Raw genomic sequence first — 19863 nt, forward strand, 5'->3', positions numbered from 1 at the left:
GGTTATTGGAACAGTACTTTCTGCCCTTCAGGCGACGTAAACATCTTGTCCCCGTCATGCCCAACCCCCGGCACTTCCACCAGCTTATGGCCCAACTGCGGATGCCGCTGCTTGAGGTAGTCAAAATAGTTGTGCCCGCGAATCAAGCGATACGCACCCTGGGTTTCAGCCCCGCAGCTCTTGTCCAGCGCCGGGTGATTCGGGTCGGTGTCCTGCTGGCCCAGCAGGTAAGTGACATTGCGCGAAACGTAAGCCTGCTCGAGCTGCTCGGCACTTTGCCCCTTGGCGTAGGCCGGCAGGTTTTGCATGCCGTATTTCCAGTCATTGAAGCCCGGGCAACTGGCCACATCGAACTTCACCGGCCGCTGCGGGCTGAAGTACGCGTAGGACGAAGGGTTAGCCACCACGTAGCGCAGGCTGATGCCTTCGGTTTGCAGCAGCGGGTGATCATGCCCGGTCAGTGCAAAACGCTGCACCACCTGGCCGCCGCCAGAATGGCCGGCCACCACGATTTCTTTCAGGTTCGGGAACAGTTTGCGGTTGCCCAGGTGCTTGATGATCTGGTCCAGGGCGCCGTAGGAGCTGATTTGGCCCGGGCCGGTGGACGGCTCGCCGGCCATCCAGTCATTGCTGTTCCAGCGCAGGGTCTGGCTGTCGACCTGGTTGCGCTTGATGTCGGCCTGGTTGAGAAACTGCGGCGCAATCACCAGGGTGTTGGCGTTTTGCCCTGCGGCTTCGGCGGCTTTTTCGCCGCTGCCCAGGTAGGTCATGGCGTTGCGCAGGCGGCCATGCACGATGATCAGCGCGCGGGTGACTTGAGGCAGCGGCTGGCGCCAGTCCTGGCTCAAGCCGACGCTCAGGTCGCCGGCATCCAGGTGAAAACGATCGGGGCTGACCACCTTGACGCCATGCTCGGCAGCCCAGGTGGAGGAGGAACAGGTGATCAACAAACCTAACAGCAGACCCAGTCGTTTATTCATTTAAAGGCTCTTGGCGGTAAAGGTGTCGCATTGAGTGATCTGGCCCTGAGCAAAGCCGGTCTTGAACCAGCGAACCCTCTGTGCCGAGGTGCCGTGGGTAAACGAGTCAGGCACCACGCGGCCCTGGCCCTGTTGCTGCAAGCGGTCATCGCCGATGGCGTTGGCCGCATTCAATGCTTCTTCAATGTCGCCGGGCTCCAGCCAGTTCAGGCGTTTTTGCGCGCGGTTGGCCCACACCCCGGCGAAGCAGTCGGCTTGCAGTTCCTGGCGCACCAGCAGGCCGCCGTCGCCTTGCATCTGCCGGCCTTGCTGGCGGGCTGCCTGAATCTTCGCCGAGATGCCCAGCAGCGTCTGAACGTGGTGTCCGACTTCATGGGCGATCACGTAGGCCTGGGCGAAATCCCCGGCGGCCTTGAAGCGTTGGGACATTTCCCGGAAGAAATCCAGGTCCAGGTATACCTGTTGGTCTGCCGGGCAATAGAACGGCCCGCTGGCGGACGTGGCGCCACCGCAGGCGGAGTTCACCCGGCCGCGGAACAGGATCAGTTTGGGGTTCTTGTAGGTCAGGCCGTTTTCCTGGAACACCTGGGCCCAGGTGTCTTCGGTGTCGCCGAGGACGGCGCGCACGAAGTCGGCCTGTTCATCATTGGCCGGCGGTGCCTGGCGGGTTTGCGGGCTGACGGAGGGCGCTTGCTCGGTGAGCTGGCCGCTGAGTTGCCCGAGGATTTGCATCGGGTCCTGGCCGGTCAGCCAGCCGATGCCGACGATCAGCACGATGGCCGTCAGGCTCAGGCCCTTGCCACCGCCAAAGCGCATGCCGCCGCCACCGCCACCGCTGTCATCGCGGGCGTCCACCACGTTGTCGCTGCGTCGGCCTTTTTTCCATAGCATGTGGCAATCCTCTTGATGGTTCTGCAGCTCAGTGTTGTTGGTGTGTAGGGTTGGCGCCAGTCCGGCTGTCGGTGGCGAGGGGGCTTGTCCCCCGTTGGACTGCGTAGCAGTCCCAATAAGAACACCGAATCCTTCCGGAAAGAACACTTTTGCCTGCTATGGGGCTGCTGCGCAGCCCAACGCGGGGCAAGCCCGCTCGCCACAGGTAATGGGTGTCCAGCGGGAAGTTATGGGTGTCAGTCGCGGCAATACCCTTCGCCGGTGTCGACGATCAGGCAGTCTTTCTTGTCGGCCAGCCATTTCAGGCCGGTGGCTTCGCCGTCGCCGGCGCTCAGAATCTGCGGGCCGTCCGGGCGTTCAAAGGTGATGCCGTCTTCGGATGCCTGGCCCTTGAAGGTGCCGGAATCATCGTCATCCAGGCCGTATTTCATGGTCAGTACATAGTGGCCACGGCCGATGCTGTCGTCCTTGGCGATGGTCAGGTTCAGGCCTTCGACGCCAATCCACTTGCCGACCCATTTGTCGGTGGGCAGCACTTCCGGTACCAGCGTCGCTTGGACGGAGGGCGGCGCCGGCGCCTTGGCGGTCTCGGCTTGCTTGTCGCAGGCGCTGAGCAGCGCCAGGGTCGAAAGAATCAACAGGGTTTTTTTCATGGTACGAAGGCCTTGGTTAAAAAACGCGCAGTGGGCGGGGCGGCGTGAAGCGTTGGACTGGAAAACCGCAATTTAGTGCGCTGTTCGAACAGTGTTTGGTTATGCTCTTGAGCGAGGCGCTTTACCCGTTCTAGATTATGCCGCGGTATGCGGCGGTCATTTCAGCCTGCCACTCAAGAGAATGCAATGACCCTCAGCACCCCACTTTCCGGCGTCAACCACCCGCTCAAAGGCATTTTGCTGATCGTGGTGGCCACTTTTCTGTTCTCCAGCCACGACGCGCTGTCCAAATACCTGGCCGGGTTTTACCCGATCGTGATGGTGGTGTGGGCCCGTTATCTGGTGCATACGCTGTTGATGGCCGGGATTTTCCTGCCGCAATCAGGGCTGCGGGTGCTGCGCAGTAAACGACCGTTGCTGCAGGTGGCGCGGGCGTTGTGCTTGCTGGGTACCAGCCTGTTTTTCACGGCGGCGTTGCACTTTATCCCGTTGGCCGAGGCCACGGCGGTCAACTTTCTTGCGCCGATCCTGGTCACCGCCTTGTCGGTGCCGCTGTTGGGTGAGCATGTGACCCGTGGCCAATGGCTGGCGGTGATTTGCGGGTTCATCGGGGTGCTGATCATTGTGCACCCGGGCGGTGAGCTGTTCACCCCGGCGGTGTTGTTGCCGCTGACGTCCGCGCTGTTCTTCTGCTTCTACCAACTGCTCACCCGCATCCTCAGCAAGTACGACACGCCCACCACCAGCAACTTCTTCGCCGGGCTGTGCAACACCTTGGTGATGAGTGCGCTGGTGCCGTTCTTCTGGCAAGTGCCGAGCCTGTGGCATGGGGTGTTGATGCTGGCGCTGGGCAGTTGCGGGATGACCGCCCACTTGATGCTGACCCAGGCCTTCCGCTTCGCGGCGCCGGCCCTGCTGGCGCCGTTCGGCTATTGCCAGATCGTGTTTGCGGGGTTGTTGGGCTGGCTGGTGTTCAATCACACCCCGGACCTGACCACGGTGGTCGGGATCGGGGTGATCTGCCTGAGCGGGTTGGCCGCTGCCTGGCAGCAGCGGCGCAAGTAGGCGATTCAGACCTCGACGGTCGGAATCTTGCGTGGCGCCATGAAGTACATCCAGATCAGCGCGATGAAGTACATCGCCGGAATCAGGGTGAACAGCACGGTGTAGTTGTTGTTGGTCACGGTCAGGATGTGGCCGACGATCTGAGTCATGAACATCCCGCCGATGGCCGCGCACATGCCGCCAAAGCCAAACACCGTGCTCATCATGTGCTTGGGCGTGTAGTCCATCACCAGGCTCCAGATGTTGGCCGTCCAGGCCTGGTGTGCGCCGATGGCCAGGGAGATGGCAAACACCGCGACCCACAGCTGGCTGGAACCGGCGGCCATGATCACCCCGACGATGCAGCAGGCGAACAGCAGCATCGACAACAGCCGCGCCTTGATCGGATTCATCCCACGGCCGATCAGGAACGAAGACAGAATCCCGCCGCCGATGCTGCCGAAGTCCGCCGTCAGGTAAATGATGATCAGCGGAATGCCCATCTGGGTCACGTTGATGCCCAGGTTGTATTGCTGATTCAGGAACGGCGGCAACCAATACAGGTAGAACCAGAACACCGGTGCGGTCATCGAGTAGGCGAGGGCGAAGGCCCAGGTGCCGCGCATCCGCAGGATGCGGCTGAACGGCACGCGGGGTTGTTCCGGTTCGACTTCCTGCTGCACGTAGTCCAGTTCCGATTGCTTAACGCTTGGATGGTCTTCCGGGTTGTAGTACTTCAAACCCCAGAACAACAGCCAGATCCCGCCCAGTGCCGACATGCACAGGAAGGCGGCCTGCCAACCCCATACGTGGAGGATCAGCGGCAGCAGCATCGGCGTCATCATTGCGCCGACGTTGGTGCCGGCATTGAAGATCCCGGTGGCCACGGCACGCTCGCCAGCGGGGAACCACAAGCGGGTGGTCTTGACGCAGGCCGGGTAGTTGGCCGCTTCGGTCAGCCCGAGAATGAACCGGCAGACCATAAAACCCACCGCCGAGGTGGCCAGGCCGTGGGCGCCGGTGGCCAGGCTCCACAGCAGCACCGCGCAGAAGAACACGCGCTTGACGCCGACCCGGTCGATCAGCCGGCCTTGCAGCACAAAGCCGATGGCGTAACCCACCTGGAACCAGAAGTTGATGTTGGCGTAGTCCATCGCCGTCCAGCTCATTTCCTTGGCCAGGATCGGTTGCATCACGCCGAGGGCGGCGCGGTCGATGTAGTTCAGGGTGGTGGCGAAAAACACCAGGGCCAGCATGCCCCAGCGGGTTTTACCGACAGCCATGGCGCCACGGATTTTGTCGCCGATGCCGCTATGGGGATTGCTGTGGCGCACGGCCACGGCGGGATTTTGCGAAGGCATGAGGAAGTACCCGTTTTTTTTGAAATTTTTATGGTGTGTTCAGGGTCTTGGTTAACCGAGGCCACTCAACCCGAGCGGGACTCAATGTGCTGTCGATGGTGCGCAGAGGCTAAAAAATCGTCAATTCGCCGATTGCCATTCTGTTCGATAATCGCCCATAAAACTAACCGGTTCGTACATTTCAATTGCTGTGATGAACCTGGCGGCCAATAATTTGCCGTAAATAAGACCTGCTTCATCTGCCGGGAGTCGCCCCATGCAACGCTCCATCGCCACCGTTTCCTTGAGCGGAACCCTGCCGGAAAAACTCGAAGCCATCGCGGCTGCCGGGTTTGATGGCGTGGAAATCTTCGAAAACGATCTGCTGTATTACGACGGCAGCCCGCGTGAAGTCAGGCAGATGTGCGCCGACCTCGGCATTGCCATCACCTTGTTCCAGCCGTTCCGGGATTTTGAGGGCTGCCGCCGCGACCGCCTGGCGCGCAACCTTGAACGAGCCGAGCGCAAGTTCGACTTGATGCAGGAGTTGGGCACCGACCTGGTGCTGGTGTGCAGTAACGCGTCAGCCGATTCCGTTGGCGATGAAAGCATTCTACTGGATGACCTGAGCCTGCTGGCCGAACACGCTGGCCGCCGTGGCCTGCGCATTGGCTATGAAGCGTTGGCCTGGGGCCGACACGTCAACACCTGGCAACAGGTGTGGAACCTGGTGCGCAAGATCGATCATCCGAGCCTGGGCGTGTTGCTCGACAGCTTCCACACCCTGTCCCTCAAGGGCGACCCGAGCGCTATTGCCGAAATCCCCGGCGACAAGATTTTCTTTGTGCAGATGGCCGACGCGCCGATCCTGGCGATGGATGTACTGGAATGGAGCCGGCATTTCCGCTGCTTCCCCGGGCAAGGCGAATTCGACCTGGCGGGCTTTCTCGCCCCCATCATCAAGAGCGGCTACACCGGGCCGTTGTCGTTGGAAATCTTCAACGACGGCTTCCGCGCCGCACCGACCCGGGCCAACGCCGCCGACGGCCTGCGCTCGCTGCTGTACCTCGAAGAGAAGACCCGCCAGCGGCTGGCGGAGGAAGCCAAACCGGTCCCCGAGATTCTGTTCGAAACCCCGGCCGCCAGCGAATACGACGGCATTGAATTCCTGGAATTTGCCGTGGATGAAAACCTCGGCGCCAAGCTCACTTCATGGCTGGAGCGCCTGGGCTTCGTCAAGGCCGGGCAGCATCGCTCCAAGAGCGTGAGTCTGCTGCGCCAGGGTGATATCAACCTGATCCTCAACTGTGAACCCTATTCCTTCGCCCACAACTTCTTCGAGGCCCACGGCCCGTCGTTGTGCGCCACGGCGATCCGCGTGAAGGACAGCGCCAAGGCCCTGGAGCGGGCGGTGGCCTACAAGGGCCAGCCGTATCGCGGGCTGGTTGGCCCCAACGAGCTGGAGCTGGCGGCGGTGCGCGCACCGGATGGCAGCCTGATCTACCTGGTAGACCAGAACGAAGGCGGCCTCTACGACACCGACTTCAACCTGCAACCCGCAAGCGCTGCCAGCGGCGGCCTGCTGCGCATCGACCACATGGCGATGGCCTTGCCCGCCGACAGCCTCGACAGCTGGGTGCTGTTCTACAAAAGCTTGCTGGATTTCGAAGCCGATGACGAAGTGGTGCTGCCCGACCCCTACGGCTTGGTGAAAAGCCGGGCACTGCGCAGTCGCTGCAGCTCGATTCGCCTGCCGCTGAATATTTCCGAAAACCGCAACACCGCGATTTCCCACGCGTTGTCGAGCTATCGCGGCTCGGGCGTGCACCACATTGCCTTCGACTGCGCGGACATTTTCGCCGAGGTCAGCCGGGCCAAGGATGCCGGTGTGCCGCTGCTGGATATCCCGCTGAACTACTACGATGACCTGGCGGCGCGGTTTGATTTCGACGACGAGTTCCTCAGCCAGCTGGCGTACTACAACGTGCTGTATGACCGCGATGCCCAGGGCGGTGAACTGTTTCACGTCTACACCGAGCCGTTCGAAGGACGGTTTTTCTTCGAGATCATCCAGCGCAAGAACGGTTACACCGGTTACGGCGCGGCCAACGTGGCGGTGCGCCTGGCGGCCATGGCCAAGTCCCGCAGCGGAGCGGCGCGCCAGGCCAGGTTGTAAGGTGCTGGCGCTTCCTTCGGCGTGCGGCGCGGCCCATAATCACCGCCTGCACCTAAGGCCGTGAGCGCACCATGACCCTGACTTCCGAGCTTCCCGCCGCGGCCACTGCGCCGCGCAAGAGCCGCAAGAACAACCCGGAAAAGACCCGCGAGAACATTCTCCAGGAAGCCATCGTCGAATTTGTTCAGCAGGGTCTGTCCGGCGCCCGAGTGGACGCGATCGCGGAGCGTATCCAGACCTCCAAGCGCATGATCTATTACTACTTCGGCAGCAAGGAACAGCTCTACGTCGAGGTGCTGGAGAAGCTCTACGGCGACATTCGCAACACCGAGACCCGGATGAACCTGACGGCCCTGGAGCCCCGGGAAGCGATTCGCCGGCTGGTGGAATTTACCTTTGATCACCACGATCAGAACGTGGATTTTGTGCGGATCGTGAGCATCGAAAATATCCACAACGCCGAGTACGTAAAGCAGTCGACGTCCATCAAGGCGATGAACAGCAACATCCTCGAAGCCCTCGGCACCACGTTACGCCGTGGGGCGCAGATGGGGCTGTTCCGCGAAGGGCTGGAGCCGCTGGACGTGCACCTGCTGATCAACTCGTTCAGCTTTTACCGGGTGTCCAACCGCCACACCTTCAGCGAGATCTTTCAGATCGAGTTGTCTGATGAGGCGGTCAAACAGCGGCATCGGGCGATGATCTGCGAGTCGGTGTTGCGCTATTTGCAGGCCTGAGTTCAACACTGAGCAAATGTGGGAGCGAGCAAGCCCGCTCCCACATTTCTGATCCGGTTTCTACAGTTGGGTGGTCATGCTCTGGAAGTGCGCGAGCATGCGGTCTGCATCCGCCACTTCGCCAGTGAACAACTCAAACGCCTTCACCGCCTGAAACACCGCCATGTTGCCGCCATCCAGGGTGCGGCAGCCCAAGGCGCGGGCGTTGCGCAGCAGTTCGGTTTCCAGCGGGAAGTACACGATCTCCGCTACCCACAAGTCGGCGCGCAAGGTGTCCAGCGGTACGGGCATGCCCGGCAGCTTGGCCATGCCCATCGGTGTGGTATTCACCAGGCCGTCGGCTTCGGCCATGGCGCTTTCCAGGTCATTGCCGGCCTGGGCCCGACCGGCACCAAAATGCTGGTTGAGGTTATCCGCCAGGCTGCGGGCGCGCTCGGCGTCCACGTCAAAAATACTCAAGCGTTCCACGCCTTCGCCCAGCAGCGCATGGGCCACTGCCGCGCCGGCACCGCCTGCGCCCATCTGCACCACGAACGTGCGAGCCACATCATTCAAGCCTCGGCGAAAACCTTCGGCAAAGCCCAGGCAGTCGGTGTTGTGGCCGATGCGTTTACCGTCGCAAAGCACCACGGTATTCACCGCGCCGATGCCCCGCGCTTCGGGCGACAGTTCGTCCAGCAGCGGCAGGATCGCCTGCTTGCACGGGTAGGTGATGTTCAAGCCGGTAAAGTTCATCTGCTCGGCGGCCATCAACAGGTCGGGCAGGGCGCGGGTATCTGTTTGCAACTGGTCGAGGTCGATCAGGCGATACAGGTAACGCAGGCCCTGTGCATCGCCTTCGCGCTCGTGCAGGGCTGGAGTACGGGAGGCCTGGATGCCGGCGCCTATCAGGCCGGCGAGAATTCGACGTTTGGACACCGGGCTCATCCCTTCAAGGTCTTGCTGAAATGTTCGAGGGCCAGGTGATAACCATGGCTGCCAAATCCGGCCAGCACCGCCTTGGCAATCGGTGACACAAACGAGTGATGACGAAAGGCTTCCCGGGCATGCACGTTGGACAAATGCACTTCGATCACCGGCACTTCACTGGCCACCAGTGCGTCGCGGATCGCCACCGAGGTGTGGGTCCAGGCCGCTGGGTTGATCACGATGCCGGCGCAACGGGCGCGGGCGCCGTGGATCCAGTCCAGCAATTCGCCTTCGTGGTTGGTCTGGCGGAATTCGACTTTCAGTCCCAGCTGTTCGGCGCTGCGGCCACACAGGGCGGCGACGTCGGCCAGGGTTTCGTGGCCATAAGTGGCGGGCTCGCGAGTGCCGAGCAGGTTGAGATTGGGGCCGTTGAGCACCAGCACGATGGGCATGAAGGGTTCTCCACTGTTGTTTTTATGTATGCCGATAAAATGTACTGGATGGTTAATTTGGTCAATCACCTGGGTGGGAACCGTTCGATTATCGAACGCAGAATGAAAACCACCGTTATGCAGATCAGAGTTGATATCAATTGAAAATCATTCTCGACAACGCTTAAGATGCCCGCCTGTTTCCTTTACATTCCAGGGAGTCGGTTTGTCGGACGTGGATCTCAAAGGCCTGTTTCTCAAGCACGCCGATACCCTGCGCGGGTATCTCGCGCGCAAGGTACGGGACCCGCAGTTGGCCGCAGACCTGGTGCAGGAGAGTTTCCTGCGCCTGGCGCAAAAGCCGGTCGGCGAGCGCATCGACAACTCCCAGGGCTATCTCTATCGCACGGCCAGCAATCTGCTGATCGACCATATTCGCCAGGAAGCACGGCGCAAGACCGACTCCGTGCCCCATGAGGCGCTGGCCGAGATTGAAGACGAAATGGCCGGGTTGGAGGCTCAGGCGATGGCGCAGCAACAGCGGCAGGCATTGAAGCAGGCACTGGCGGAATTGCCGGAGCGTACCCGACAGATTTTCCGTCTCAACCGCATCGAGGGCATGACCCATGCCCAGGTCGCACGGCACCTGGATATTTCCGACAGCTCAGTGCAAAAGCACCTGGCCAAGGCGCTGGCGTATGTCATGCAGCGTTTGCAGGAAGGCGAGGCGGGGCCATCCGACGAATGAATTACCGACAAACCTGGGGTCAGACGTCACAGCGTTACATAACGAAAAATTCGAGATTCACACGTGAATAGCCCGGGTCCGCAACAGCACAGCATTACCGAGGCGGCTGCCGATTGGGCGGTGCGCCTGCACGCCGGTGCCCTGACCGATCAGGAGCAAGCCGAGCTGCGCCAATGGATCGCCAGGGACAGCCGCCATGAAGCGGCGCTGCGCTTTGCCGAGCAGACGTGGGCGGCGCTGGGGGAGGTGCATCGTGATGAGACGGTGCATCGCCAGCGCCCAGCCACCGCCGCTGCGCCGGTGCGCGGCTCTCGGCGCCGCAAGCCGTGGCGCGTGGCAGCGAGTGTCGCGCTGTTGCTGGTGGCGGCCGGCGTCGGCTGGGTGCGCGGGCCCGAGGCGTTGCTGCACCTGCAGGCCGATTACGTGACTCACAAGGGCGAAGTGCGCACCGTGCACCTGGCCGACGGCAGCAGCGTGCAGCTGGATTCTGCGAGTGCAATCAAGCTGGAGTTTGACGGTGTGCAGCGGCGCATCAGCCTGATCAAGGGCTCGGCGATCTTTGATGTGGCGCCCATGGCCGGCGAGGAAAAGCGGCCGTTCGTGGTGCAAAGCGCCAGCGGGCAAACTCGCGCCTTGGGCACGCGGTTTGTGGTCGAGCGGGAAGATGACCGGCAGGCCTGGGTCGGCGTGTTGCAGCACAGTGTGGCGGTGACGCTCCAGGCGCTGCCGCAGAAAGAAACCGTGCTCAAGGAAGGCCAGGCTGCGCGCTACAGTCCCGAAAACGGCGTGGTCGCCCTTGATGACCTCGACCTGGAGCGCGCCACCAGTTGGCGGCGGGGGGTGCTGATCTTCGACCGGTTGCCACTGGCCAAGGTCATCGAGCAACTCAACCGCTACCGGCCTGGCAAGGTCGTACTGACCGACGCCGACCTGGGCACCCGTGAAGTCAGCGGCGTGTTCCGTCTTGACATGCTCGACACCGCCCTCGGTACCCTGACCGAAGAATTGCAGGTGCAGCGCTTCGATCTGGCGGGGCTTAGCCTGATCTATTGATGGGGTCGCCAGGCCCCATTTCCAGCCTTCGAAAAAACTTTCAAAAAAACCTTACTGAGTTCCCACGCCTGACACGTCCTGTTAAGTGAGAAGTATTCGCATAAACAAGAATGGTCAGCGAAGGGATAACGTAGATGTCTGCAATCACCAAGGGGCGTATCACCGGCAGCCGGTTGGCCCTTGCCATTCACTTGGGGCTGTTCGCCTCTGCCTGCCAGGTGCAGGCCGCCGAGGCGCCGGCTGGTGCATCCCAGCCCGCTACCTTGATGTTCGACATCGCTGCGCAACCCTTGGGCAGTGCCGTGCTGAGCTTCGCCGACCAGGCCGGCTTGCAGGTGCTGTTCGACAGCCAGCGCCTGCAAGGGTTGAGCAGCACCGCGCTCAAGGGCAGCTTCAGCGTGCACGAAGGCCTCGGCCGTTTGCTCGGTGCCGCGCCGGTGGAGTACCGCTTTACCGGCGCCCGCCAGGTCACCCTGACCCGGGTTGAACAGCCGGCCAACGCTGCGTTGGCATTGGCGACCACCACGATCACCGGCCAGCACAGGAATGACTGGGTGTACTCATCGCCGCGCTCGGTCAGTGTGGTGGGGCGTGAACAGTTGGATCGCAACCCGCCGCGCCATGCCGCCGAGATGCTGGAAGAGGCCCCTGGGGTCTACTCGGCGGTCAGTCAGCAGGACCCGGGCCTGTCGGTGAATATTCGCGGGATCCAGGACTATGGCCGGGTCAACATGTCGGTCGACGGCATGCGCCAGAATTATCAGCAGAGCGGTCACCAGCAACGTAACGGCACGCTGTATGTCGACCCGGAGTTGCTGTCCGAGGTGGTGATCGAAAAGGGCGCGACCTCCACCATGGGCGGTGCAGGAGTGATTGGCGGGGTTGCCAACTTTCGTACCGTGGAGGCGGCTGACCTGCTCAAGGACGGCAAGCAAATCGGCGGGCGCATTCGTGTCACCACGGGCCTCGGCGGGCTCAGCAACGGTACGCACTTTATCGGCAGTTCGGCGTTTGCCGTCGGCACCGATGTGTGGGACATGCTGGTGGCGGCCAGTGAGCGGCATCTGGGGGATTACGACCCCGGCACCCAGGGCAGCATCGGCGACCTGCGTACCGGCACGGCGTTCATACCGGCCAGCCAGGATCGCATCAAGAATACCCAGGTCGCCTATTCGGGCTCGGTGATGCGTTCGCGTCTGCTCAAGCTCGGTCTCAACTTGCCGGCTGACCAGCGTTTGCAACTGAGCTACCTGTTGACCGAAGTCGACTACGACGACGTCAACATGATGACCGCCGAAAAACCTCAATTATGGGAAAAGCTCGGCAGCAGCAACGTCAAGGCACAGAACCTCGCGCTGGACTACAGCTACACGCCGGACAATCCGCTGATCGACTTCAAGGCCAAGCTCTACGCCGTCGACACCCGCAATGACCAGTCCACGCTGGCCCGTGGCCGCACACCCGGCTACGACGTGACCTATCAAACCGACACCTATGGCGTACAGGCGCAGAACACCTCGACCTTTGCCTTGAGCGAGCTGTCCGTGCTCAAGGCCAACTACGGGCTGGAGTTTTTCTACGACAAGGTCCGGCCGGACTCCAACCAACCGGTGGAGGCTGGCTCTGCGGTTGAGGCTTCCGCGCTGGAAAGCATCACCCCCAAAGGTGACCGGGCGATGGGCAGCCTGTTCGGTCGCCTGGATTACGACTACGACGACTGGCTGAACCTGAATGCCGGGCTGCGTTACGACCGCTATCGACTGCGGGGCGAAACCGGGTTGAACACCCGCACTTTCATCATCGGCACCACCCGCCAGATCGGCGTACCCGTGGCCTATGACGTTGACCGGGAGGAGGGGCATTTCTCGCCGACCTTCGGCCTGTCGATCAAGCCGGGTGTCGACTGGCTGCAGCTGTTCGCCACATACGGCAAGGGCTGGCGTCCTCCGGCGGTCACCGAAACCCTGGTCAGCGGCCGGCCCCATGGCGGTGGCTCGGAATCGATCCTGCCCAACCCTTACTTGAAGCCCGAGAAGTCCACGGCGTGGGAGGTCGGGTTCAACGTGCTCAAGCAAGACCTGCTGTTGGAAGGCGACCGTGTGGGCGTGAAAGTGTCCTACTTCAACACCCGCGTCGATGACTTCTCCTATATGGCCCTGGGGGTGCAGCCACCCGGTTATGGCATCGCCAACATTGGCAATGCGGCGTATGTGAACAACCTGGAGACCACCCGTTTTCGCGGCCTCGAATACCAACTGGATTACGACGCCGGGTTTGCCTACGGCCAGGTCAACTACACCCGCATGCTCGGCAGCAACAAGTTCTGCAGCAACACCGCCTGGCTCGGCGGCGTGACCAAGATCCAGAGCCGGCCAGGTAACCGTAGGCCGGTGGACGCCATGGTGCCGGACAACGTGGCCAATGCCGCCGTGGGTTGCAACGCCATCCTCGGTTCCTCCGAGCACATGCCGATGGACCGTGGCACCGCGACGCTGGGCGCGCGTTTCTTCGAGCGCAAGCTGGATGTGGGTGTCCGCGCCCGCTACAGCGCCGGTTACTACGTAAAAGGCGGCGTCGGCGTGACCACCTCGCAAACCGGCGTTTACCCCGCTGACTGGAAACCCTACACCGTCTACGACCTTTACAGCAGCTACCGCGCTACTGATCAGTTGACGCTGCGCCTGGCCATGGAAAACGTCACCGACCGCGCGTACCTGGTGCCGCTGGGCGACGTGCTGGCCTTCACCCTCGGCCGTGGGCGCACCCTGCAGGGCACCGTTGAATATCAGTTCTGACCGATTTTGCCCAGTGACGGGCAAAGCCACAGCAGGCACTGGCTTGCTGCGGAGTTACCACCCCATGACTTGGAGTTTTGCATGAGCATTTCTATTTCATACAGCACGGCCTATGCCGCTAATACCGTTGCCGAGTACCTGAGCGACTGGTCGGCTTACTTTGGCGACCTGAACCACCGTGAAGGTTCGGTCAAAGAGGGTTCGAACACTGGTGGTTTCAATCCTGGGCCGTTCGACGGTACCCAATATGGCGTGTCCAGCACGGTCAGCAATGCGGCGGTGGTCGCTGACGGCGACCTGCACTACACCCTGTTCAACCCGCCGTCGCACACGTTGTGGGGTTCGCTCGACGCCCTCAACCTGGGCACTGTCCTGACGGGCGGCGCTGCCGGCGGTAGCTACAGCCTCGCCGACCAGGAAGTCAGCTTCACCAACCTGGGCCTTGAGAGCCTGCAGTCCGAAGGTCGTGCGGGCCAGGTGCACCAGATCGTCTACGGCCTGATGAGCGGCGACAGTTCGGCACTCGCCTCGGCGATCGATTCCCTGCTCAAGGACATCGACCCAAGCCTGTCGGTCAACTCCACCTTCGACCAACTGGCCGCAGCGGGTGTGGCTCATGCGGATTCGACGTCGTTCGCGGCGGCCGACGTGGCCCTGGTAGGCGTGCAGGACGTGCCTCAGGACTTTGCCCTGGCCGCCTGACGCCTTGGCTGCATGAAACAAGCCGATGAAGGATCACGCCTTCATCGGCTTTCGGTGTTTCCCGATTTCCCCCATGAGAATTCCCCGATGCGCCATGCCGGCAACGAAACCCTGGCCGCCCTCACCGCCTATAAAAGCGGCTTCCTTAACATTGGCCTGTTCTCGGCGGTGATCAACCTGCTGATGCTGGCCCCGGCGCTGTACATGTTGCAGGTCTATGACCGAGTGCTGGCCTCCGGCAACGAGATGACCCTGTTGATGCTGACGCTGATGATCCTCGGCTTGTTCGGCTTGATGGGCGCGCTGGAGTGGGTGCGCAGCCAGGTGGTGATTCGCCTCGGTACGCAGATGGACATGCGCCTGAACCAGCGGGTGTACGACGCCGCGTTCGAGGCGCAACTGAAAGGCGGCACCCAGGCAGCGGGGCAGGCGCTCAGCGACTTGACGGCCTTGCGCCAGTTCGCCACCGGCCAGGCGCTTTTCGCGTTTTTTGATGCGCCGTGGTTCCCGGTGTACCTGCTGGTGATCTTCCTGTTCCACCCCTGGCTCGGCCTGCTGGCCCTGGCCGGCGCAGTGATCCTGGTGGCCTTCGCCTGGGCCAACCAGCACATCTGCCAGGCGCCGTTGGCCCAGGCCACGCAACTGTCCATCAGCGCCAGTCAGCAGGCCACGGCCAACCTGCGCAACGCCGAAACCATCGAAGCCATGGGCATGCTGGCGACCTTGCGCGCACGCTGGTTTGCCCAGCACCAGGCGTTTCTGGCGGCGCAGAACCTGGCGAGTGAAAAGACTGCGGCCATCAGTGCCTGGTCCAAGGGCGTGCGCCTGGCGTTGCAGTCATTGGTCCTCGGTTTGGGCGCGTTGCTGGCGGTGCAAGGGGCGATTACACCGGGGATGATGATCGCCGGTTCGATCCTGATGGGCCGGGTACTGAGCCCCATCGACCAGTTGATCGGCGTGTGGAAACAGTGGAGTTCGGCACGCCTGGCCTATGAGCGTTTGTCAGTGATGCTGGCGGCCAACCCCGCGCGTACGGAGCGCATGAGCTTGCCGGCGCCCAGCGGCCAGTTGACGGTGGAGCAGGTGAGCGCGTGTGCGCCGGGCAGTCGTCGACCTGCGCTGGCCAACCTCGGCTTCAGTCTTCCTGCCGGTGAAGTGCTGGGCGTGATCGGGCCGTCCGGTTGTGGCAAGTCGACGCTGGCGCGCCTGCTGGTGGGGTCCTGGGCACCAATGGCCGGCAAGGTGCGCCTGGACGGCGCGGACCTGGCGCAATGGGACAAGCAGCAACTCGGCCCACACATTGGTTATCTGCCACAGGACATCCAGCTGTTCGCCGGCAGCATCGCTGACAACATCGCGCGTTTCGGCGCGGTGGATTCGGACAAGGTCCTGGCCGCCGCGCAAATGGCCGGCGTGCATCAACTGATTCTGCAACTGCCCCAAGGCTACGACACCCAACTGGGTGAGGGCGGCGCCGGGTTGTCCGGCGGGCAGAAGCAACGTGTCGCACTGGCGCGGGCGTTGTATGGCTTGCCCGCGCTGATCGTGCTGGACGAGCCCAACGCCAATCTCGACGAAGCCGGCGAGCAGGCTTTGCTGCAGGCCATCACCTCGCTCAAGGCGCAGCGCCGCACGCTGGTGTTGATCACCCACAAGACCAACGTGCTGACCCTGACCGATCAATTGTTGATTCTGCGGGATGGCCAGCTGCAAGCGTTCGGGCCGACGGTTCGGGTGTTGGAGGCCACGCAGAAACCTGCAGCAGCGCCGCCCAAACCGGTGTCGACGATGAGCATGAGCTACCGCCTCGGTGAAGGAAAAAAAGCATGAATCGACCTGTGCTTGTGGCGGACAACAGCGTGCCGCCCGTGAATAACGTACTGGCGCTGGACGATAAAAAATACGCGCGCCTGGGCTGGCTGCTGGTGCTCGGCGGGTTTGCCGGGTTTCTCGGCTGGGCCGCACTGGCGCCGTTGGACAAGGGTGTGGCGGTGTCCGGAAAAGTCATGGTCTCGGGGCACCGCAAGACGGTGCAGCACCCGGCGGGCGGGATCGTCGAACGGATCGAGGTGCGCGATGGCGAGGTGGTGAGCGCCGGCCAGGTATTGATCCGCTTGAAGGAAACCCCGTTGCGCGGGCAGATGCAGTCCTTGCGCAGCCAGTTCATCGCGTCCCAGGCCAGCGAAGCGCGCTTGAGTGCCGAGAGTGAAGGCTTGTCGGCCATCGTTTTTGGTCCCGAGCTGCTGAGCGATCCGGACGCCGCTGCCACCTTGAGCCTGCAACGGCAACTGTTCAGCAGCCGTGCCCAAGCCCTGGCGACGGAGCAGCAAGGCCTGCGGGAAACCATCGCCGGGGCCGAGGCGCAACTGCGTGGCACCCGGGATTCCCAGGCCAGCAAAGTACTGCAACGCACCGCCATGAATGAGCAACTGCAAGGCCTGCGGGAGCTGGCGCGGGACGGCTATATCCCGCGCAATCGGCTGCTGGAAAGTGAGCGCCTGTACGCCCAGCTCGACGGCGCGATTGCCGAGGATTTCGGCCGCATTGGCCAGTTGCAACGGCAAGTTCTCGAACTGCGCCTGCGCATCCGCCAGCTGGGCGAAGACTTCCAGAAAGACCTGCGCGGCCAACTGGCGGAAACCCGTACCCGCAGCGACGACCTGCGTAACCGCCTGGCCTCGGCTGAGTTCGAACTGGCCAACAGCCTGGTGCGCGCGCCGGCGGCCGGCGTGGTGGTTGGGCTGGATGTGTACACCGAAGGCGGTGTGATCAAGCCCGGCCAGGCATTGATGGACATCGTGCCCCAGGGCGAACCGTTGCTGGTGGAGGCGCGGGTGCCGGTGCAGATGGTCGACAAGGTGCACCCGGGCTTGCCGGTGGAGCTGCTGTTCTCGGCCTTCAACCAGAGCACCACGCCGCGCATTGCCGGTGAAGTGACGCTGGTGTCGGCCGACCGCCAGGTCGATGAGCGCACCGACGAACCGTATTACACCGTGCGCGCCCAGGTCAGCGCCGCCGGCATGCGCCAGCTAGACGGCTTGCAGGTTCGTCCGGGCATGCCGGTGGAAGCGTTCGTCAAAACCGGTGAGCGTTCGATGCTCAACTACCTGTTCAAACCCTTGCTGGATCGGACTCACATGGCGTTGGTGGAAGAATGAAGGCGCTGGTATTCAGCCTGTGCTGTGCCTGTAGCGGTTCGGTCCAGGCGCTGGGATTACTCGATGCCTATGACTTGGCGCTACGCAACGATCCGACGTTTCAGGCGGCGATCCAGGAACGCGAGGCCGGCGAGGAAAACCGCATCATCGGTCGCGCCGGACTGCTGCCGAACCTGTCCTGGAGCTACAACAACTCGCGCAACGAATCCGAAGTCACCCAGTCGACGGCGGTGGGCAATGTCACCAGCGACCGTGATTACCGCAGCTATGCGTCGACCCTGACCTTGCAACAACCGCTGCTCGATTACGAAGCCTATGCGCGCTATCGCCAGGGCGCAGCGCAGGCGCTGTTTGCCGATGAGCGCTTTCGCGGCAAGAGCCAGGAGCTGGCGGTACGGGTGTTGAGCGCCTACAGCCAGGCGTTGCTGGCCCAGGAGCGGATCGAGCTGAGCCGCGCCCAGAAACGCGCGTATGCCGAGCGCCTGCAACTCAATAAACGGCTGCTCAAGGGCGGCGAGGGCACCCGCACCGACCTGCTGGAAACCCAGGCGCGCCTGAGCCTGGCCCAGGCCGAAGAGATCGAATCGCTGGACACCCAGGACGCTGCCTTGCGCGAACTCGAAGCGATAGTCGGTGAGCCGTTACAGATAGAAGAGCTGGCGCCTCTGACCCGACAGTTCGACATTCCGCCGCTGGAACCCAATCGCTTCGAAACCTGGCGCGACTTGGCGATGGCCAACAACCCGGAACTCAAATCCCAGCACCACGCGCTGGACGCCGCCGAGTACGAAGTGGAGCGCAAGCGCGCCGGGCACATGCCCAAGGTCAGCCTGTATGCGAGCAGCCGCCAGACCAGCTCCGATTCGGAAAGCAGCTACAACCAGAAGTACGACACCAACAGCGTCGGCATCCAGGTGAGCTTGCCGCTGTTTGCCGGTGGCTCGGTGTCGGCGTCAACCCGCCAGGCCGCGAATCAACTGTCCCAGGCGCAATATGAACTGGACGCGCAAACCGCCAAGACGCTGATCGAACTGCGCAAGCAATTCAACCTCAACACCAGCGGCGCGGCCAAAGTGCGGGCGTATGAAATGGCGGTCAGCTCGGCCACCGCCCTGGTGACGGCGACGAAGAAAAGCGTGACCGGTGGCGAGCGCGTCAACCTCGATGTGCTGGATGCCGAGCAGCAACTGTTCACGGCACGCCGCGACCTGGCGGATGCGCGGCATGCGTATCTGCTGGCGCGGATACAGCTGAAGTATTTTGCGGGGTTGCTGAACGAGCAGGACCTGCGGGCGTTGGCGGGGTATTTCCAGCCGTCGGCATGATGGCGATATTTGCCAACACATCGATCCATTGTGGGAGCTGTCGAGCCTTGGCGAGGCTGCGATGGCGGCGGGACTGATGACATTTTTTTATCTGACCCACCGCCATCGCGGCCTCGCTAAAGCTCGACGGCTCCCACATTTTGATCTGTGCAGTGCTGGCGATTTAACGCCGGGTCAGTAACACACCCGATTCCATGTGGTGCGTCCACGGGAACTGGTCAAACAGTGCGCACTTGTGCTGGATGCCGAGCAGCAACTGTTCACGGCACGCCGCGATCTGGCGGATGCGCGGCATGCGTATCTGCTGGCGCGGATACAGCTGAAGTATTTTGCGGGGTTGCTGAACGAGCAGGATCTGCGGGCGTTGGCGGGGTATTTCCAGCCGTCGGCATGATGGCGATATTGGCCAACACACCGGTCGATTGTGGGAGCTGTCGAGCCTTGGCGAGGCTGCGATGGCGGCGGGACTGATGACATTTTTTTATCTGACCCACCGCCATCGCGGCCTCGCTAAAGCTCGACGGCTCCCACATTTTGATCTGTGCAGTGCTGGGGATTTAACGCCGGGTCAGTAACACACCCGATTCCATGTGGTGCGTCCACGGGAACTGGTCAAACAGTGCGCACTTGTGCTGGATGCCGAGCAGCAACTGTTCACGGCACGCCGCGACCTGGCGGATGCGCGGCATGCGTATCTGCTGGCGCGGATACAGCTGAAGTATTTTGCGGGGTTGCTGAACGAGCAGGATCTGCGGGCGTTGGCGGGGTATTTCCAGCCGTCGGCATGATGGCGATATTTGCCAACACACCGGTCGATTGTGGGAGCTGTCGAGCCTTGGCGAGGCTGCGATGGCGGCGGGACTGATGACGTTTTTCTGTCTGACCTACCGCCATCGCGGCCTCGCTAAAGCTCGACGGCTC

The 19863-nt window shown here is 62.3% G+C and carries 17 protein-coding genes and 4 pseudogenes; 12 read left to right on the plus strand and 9 right to left on the minus strand.

What is annotated here, in order from left to right; all coding sequences use genetic code 11:
- Positions 1 to 2: 2 nt before the first annotated feature.
- The 3 genes from ACUN0G_RS17185 to ACUN0G_RS17195 form a co-directional block, all read right to left on the minus strand.
- Positions 3 to 980 carry an alpha/beta hydrolase gene (locus ACUN0G_RS17185; protein WP_445573885.1) on the minus strand — a complete coding sequence of 326 codons (978 nt, stop codon included), beginning with the start codon at positions 978 to 980 and terminating at the stop codon, positions 3 to 5.
- Positions 981 to 1871, minus strand: a complete 891-nt coding sequence (ypfJ, locus tag ACUN0G_RS17190) for a KPN_02809 family neutral zinc metallopeptidase (RefSeq protein ID WP_003215526.1) — start codon at positions 1869 to 1871, stop codon at positions 981 to 983.
- A gap of 236 nt (positions 1872 to 2107) precedes the next feature.
- Positions 2108 to 2524: a hypothetical protein gene (locus ACUN0G_RS17195; protein ID WP_017477865.1), complete on the minus strand. Its 417-nt coding sequence runs from the start codon at positions 2522 to 2524 to the stop codon at positions 2108 to 2110.
- A 186-nt stretch (positions 2525 to 2710) separates the two neighbouring features.
- On the opposite strand from ACUN0G_RS17195, the gene ACUN0G_RS17200 reads away from it, so the two are divergent.
- Positions 2711 to 3589 (plus strand): DMT family transporter, encoded by an 879-nt coding sequence (locus ACUN0G_RS17200; protein WP_258348322.1) that lies wholly within the window; start codon positions 2711 to 2713, stop codon positions 3587 to 3589.
- A gap of 5 nt (positions 3590 to 3594) precedes the next feature.
- Here ACUN0G_RS17200 and ACUN0G_RS17205 read toward each other — a convergent pair whose 3' ends face one another.
- Together ACUN0G_RS17205 and ACUN0G_RS17210 are read right to left on the minus strand one after the other, a co-directional pair.
- Complete coding sequence (locus ACUN0G_RS17205; protein WP_063026959.1) at positions 3595 to 4929, minus strand: MFS transporter; 1335 nt, start codon at positions 4927 to 4929, stop codon at positions 3595 to 3597.
- A 120-nt stretch (positions 4930 to 5049) separates the two neighbouring features.
- Complete coding sequence (locus ACUN0G_RS17210) at positions 5050 to 5187, minus strand: hypothetical protein (RefSeq protein WP_157721300.1); 138 nt, start codon at positions 5185 to 5187, stop codon at positions 5050 to 5052.
- Here ACUN0G_RS17210 and quiC point away from each other — a divergent pair.
- Together quiC and ACUN0G_RS17220 are read left to right on the plus strand one after the other, a co-directional pair.
- Positions 5186 to 7084: a 3-dehydroshikimate dehydratase QuiC gene (gene quiC, locus ACUN0G_RS17215; protein ID WP_445573886.1), complete on the plus strand. Its 1899-nt coding sequence runs from the start codon at positions 5186 to 5188 to the stop codon at positions 7082 to 7084. The genes ACUN0G_RS17210 and quiC overlap by 2 nt on opposite strands.
- A gap of 71 nt (positions 7085 to 7155) precedes the next feature.
- Positions 7156 to 7821, plus strand: a complete 666-nt coding sequence (locus tag ACUN0G_RS17220) for a TetR/AcrR family transcriptional regulator (RefSeq protein ID WP_258348313.1) — start codon at positions 7156 to 7158, stop codon at positions 7819 to 7821.
- A gap of 60 nt (positions 7822 to 7881) precedes the next feature.
- Here ACUN0G_RS17220 and ACUN0G_RS17225 read toward each other — a convergent pair whose 3' ends face one another.
- The gene (locus ACUN0G_RS17225) at positions 7882 to 8748 is read right to left on the minus strand and encodes a shikimate dehydrogenase (protein ID WP_445573887.1); all 867 of its coding nucleotides are present in this window, start codon (positions 8746 to 8748) and stop codon (positions 7882 to 7884) included.
- Positions 8745 to 9182, minus strand: a complete 438-nt coding sequence (gene aroQ / locus ACUN0G_RS17230; RefSeq protein WP_445573888.1) for a type II 3-dehydroquinate dehydratase — start codon at positions 9180 to 9182, stop codon at positions 8745 to 8747. The genes ACUN0G_RS17225 and aroQ overlap by 4 nt, the downstream gene beginning before the upstream one ends.
- Positions 9183 to 9387: 205 nt before the next feature.
- On the opposite strand from aroQ, the gene ACUN0G_RS17235 reads away from it, so the two are divergent.
- The 7 genes from ACUN0G_RS17235 (at position 9388) to ACUN0G_RS17265 (ending at position 18942) form a co-directional block, all read left to right on the plus strand.
- Positions 9388 to 9909: an RNA polymerase sigma factor gene (locus ACUN0G_RS17235; protein WP_093204841.1), complete on the plus strand. Its 522-nt coding sequence runs from the start codon at positions 9388 to 9390 to the stop codon at positions 9907 to 9909.
- A 63-nt stretch (positions 9910 to 9972) separates the two neighbouring features.
- Complete coding sequence (locus ACUN0G_RS17240) at positions 9973 to 10962, plus strand: FecR family protein (RefSeq protein WP_258348305.1); 990 nt, start codon at positions 9973 to 9975, stop codon at positions 10960 to 10962.
- 134 nt (positions 10963 to 11096) lie between these two features.
- Positions 11097 to 13757 (plus strand): TonB-dependent hemoglobin/transferrin/lactoferrin family receptor, encoded by a 2661-nt coding sequence (locus tag ACUN0G_RS17245; protein ID WP_445573889.1) that lies wholly within the window; start codon positions 11097 to 11099, stop codon positions 13755 to 13757.
- Between the two features lie 81 nt (positions 13758 to 13838).
- Positions 13839 to 14459 (plus strand): heme acquisition protein HasA, encoded by a 621-nt coding sequence (locus tag ACUN0G_RS17250; protein ID WP_421552842.1) that lies wholly within the window; start codon positions 13839 to 13841, stop codon positions 14457 to 14459.
- An 87-nt stretch (positions 14460 to 14546) separates the two neighbouring features.
- Positions 14547 to 16289 (plus strand): type I secretion system permease/ATPase, encoded by a 1743-nt coding sequence (locus ACUN0G_RS17255; protein WP_445573890.1) that lies wholly within the window; start codon positions 14547 to 14549, stop codon positions 16287 to 16289.
- Positions 16286 to 17617: an HlyD family type I secretion periplasmic adaptor subunit gene (locus ACUN0G_RS17260; protein ID WP_445573891.1), complete on the plus strand. Its 1332-nt coding sequence runs from the start codon at positions 16286 to 16288 to the stop codon at positions 17615 to 17617. The genes ACUN0G_RS17255 and ACUN0G_RS17260 overlap by 4 nt, the downstream gene beginning before the upstream one ends.
- Positions 17614 to 18942: a TolC family outer membrane protein gene (locus ACUN0G_RS17265; RefSeq protein WP_445573892.1), complete on the plus strand. Its 1329-nt coding sequence runs from the start codon at positions 17614 to 17616 to the stop codon at positions 18940 to 18942. The genes ACUN0G_RS17260 and ACUN0G_RS17265 overlap by 4 nt, the downstream gene beginning before the upstream one ends.
- A gap of 163 nt (positions 18943 to 19105) precedes the next feature.
- Here ACUN0G_RS17265 and ACUN0G_RS17270 read toward each other — a convergent pair.
- Positions 19106 to 19177, minus strand: a pseudogene (locus ACUN0G_RS17270) (hypothetical protein); the annotation flags it as partial.
- On the opposite strand from ACUN0G_RS17270, the pseudogene ACUN0G_RS17275 reads away from it, so the two are divergent.
- Positions 19178 to 19336, plus strand: a pseudogene (locus ACUN0G_RS17275) (TolC family protein); the annotation flags it as partial. It lies immediately after the preceding pseudogene.
- Positions 19337 to 19499: 163 nt separating this feature from the next.
- Here ACUN0G_RS17275 and ACUN0G_RS17280 read toward each other — a convergent pair.
- Positions 19500 to 19571 (minus strand): annotated as a pseudogene (locus tag ACUN0G_RS17280) (hypothetical protein); the annotation flags it as partial.
- Here ACUN0G_RS17280 and ACUN0G_RS17285 point away from each other — a divergent pair.
- Positions 19572 to 19730 (plus strand): annotated as a pseudogene (locus ACUN0G_RS17285) (TolC family protein); the annotation flags it as partial.
- Between the last annotated feature and the right edge of the window lie 133 nt (positions 19731 to 19863).

Source organism: Pseudomonas sp. 32A (assembly GCF_052682255.1).

Excerpts from the sequence above, each read along its gene's own strand:
- ACUN0G_RS17255 (WP_445573890.1), top strand. The coding sequence starts at position 14,547 with ATGCGCCATGCCGGCAACGAAACCCTGGCCGCCCTCACCGCCTATAAA.
- quiC (WP_445573886.1), top strand. The coding sequence starts at position 5,186 with ATGCAACGCTCCATCGCCACCGTTTCCTTGAGCGGAACCCTGCCGGAA.
- ACUN0G_RS17205 (WP_063026959.1), bottom strand. The coding sequence starts at position 4,929 with ATGCCTTCGCAAAATCCCGCCGTGGCCGTGCGCCACAGCAATCCCCAT.
- ACUN0G_RS17195 (WP_017477865.1), bottom strand. The coding sequence starts at position 2,524 with ATGAAAAAAACCCTGTTGATTCTTTCGACCCTGGCGCTGCTCAGCGCC.
- ACUN0G_RS17225 (WP_445573887.1), bottom strand. The coding sequence starts at position 8,748 with ATGAGCCCGGTGTCCAAACGTCGAATTCTCGCCGGCCTGATAGGCGCC.
- ACUN0G_RS17210 (WP_157721300.1), bottom strand. The coding sequence starts at position 5,187 with ATGGGGCGACTCCCGGCAGATGAAGCAGGTCTTATTTACGGCAAATTA.
- ypfJ (WP_003215526.1), bottom strand. The coding sequence starts at position 1,871 with ATGCTATGGAAAAAAGGCCGACGCAGCGACAACGTGGTGGACGCCCGC.
- ACUN0G_RS17260 (WP_445573891.1), top strand. The coding sequence starts at position 16,286 with ATGAATCGACCTGTGCTTGTGGCGGACAACAGCGTGCCGCCCGTGAAT.
- ACUN0G_RS17220 (WP_258348313.1), top strand. The coding sequence starts at position 7,156 with ATGACCCTGACTTCCGAGCTTCCCGCCGCGGCCACTGCGCCGCGCAAG.
- ACUN0G_RS17250 (WP_421552842.1), top strand. The coding sequence starts at position 13,839 with ATGAGCATTTCTATTTCATACAGCACGGCCTATGCCGCTAATACCGTT.
- ACUN0G_RS17185 (WP_445573885.1), bottom strand. The coding sequence starts at position 980 with ATGAATAAACGACTGGGTCTGCTGTTAGGTTTGTTGATCACCTGTTCC.
- ACUN0G_RS17200 (WP_258348322.1), top strand. The coding sequence starts at position 2,711 with ATGACCCTCAGCACCCCACTTTCCGGCGTCAACCACCCGCTCAAAGGC.
- ACUN0G_RS17245 (WP_445573889.1), top strand. The coding sequence starts at position 11,097 with ATGTCTGCAATCACCAAGGGGCGTATCACCGGCAGCCGGTTGGCCCTT.
- aroQ (WP_445573888.1), bottom strand. The coding sequence starts at position 9,182 with ATGCCCATCGTGCTGGTGCTCAACGGCCCCAATCTCAACCTGCTCGGC.
- ACUN0G_RS17265 (WP_445573892.1), top strand. The coding sequence starts at position 17,614 with ATGAAGGCGCTGGTATTCAGCCTGTGCTGTGCCTGTAGCGGTTCGGTC.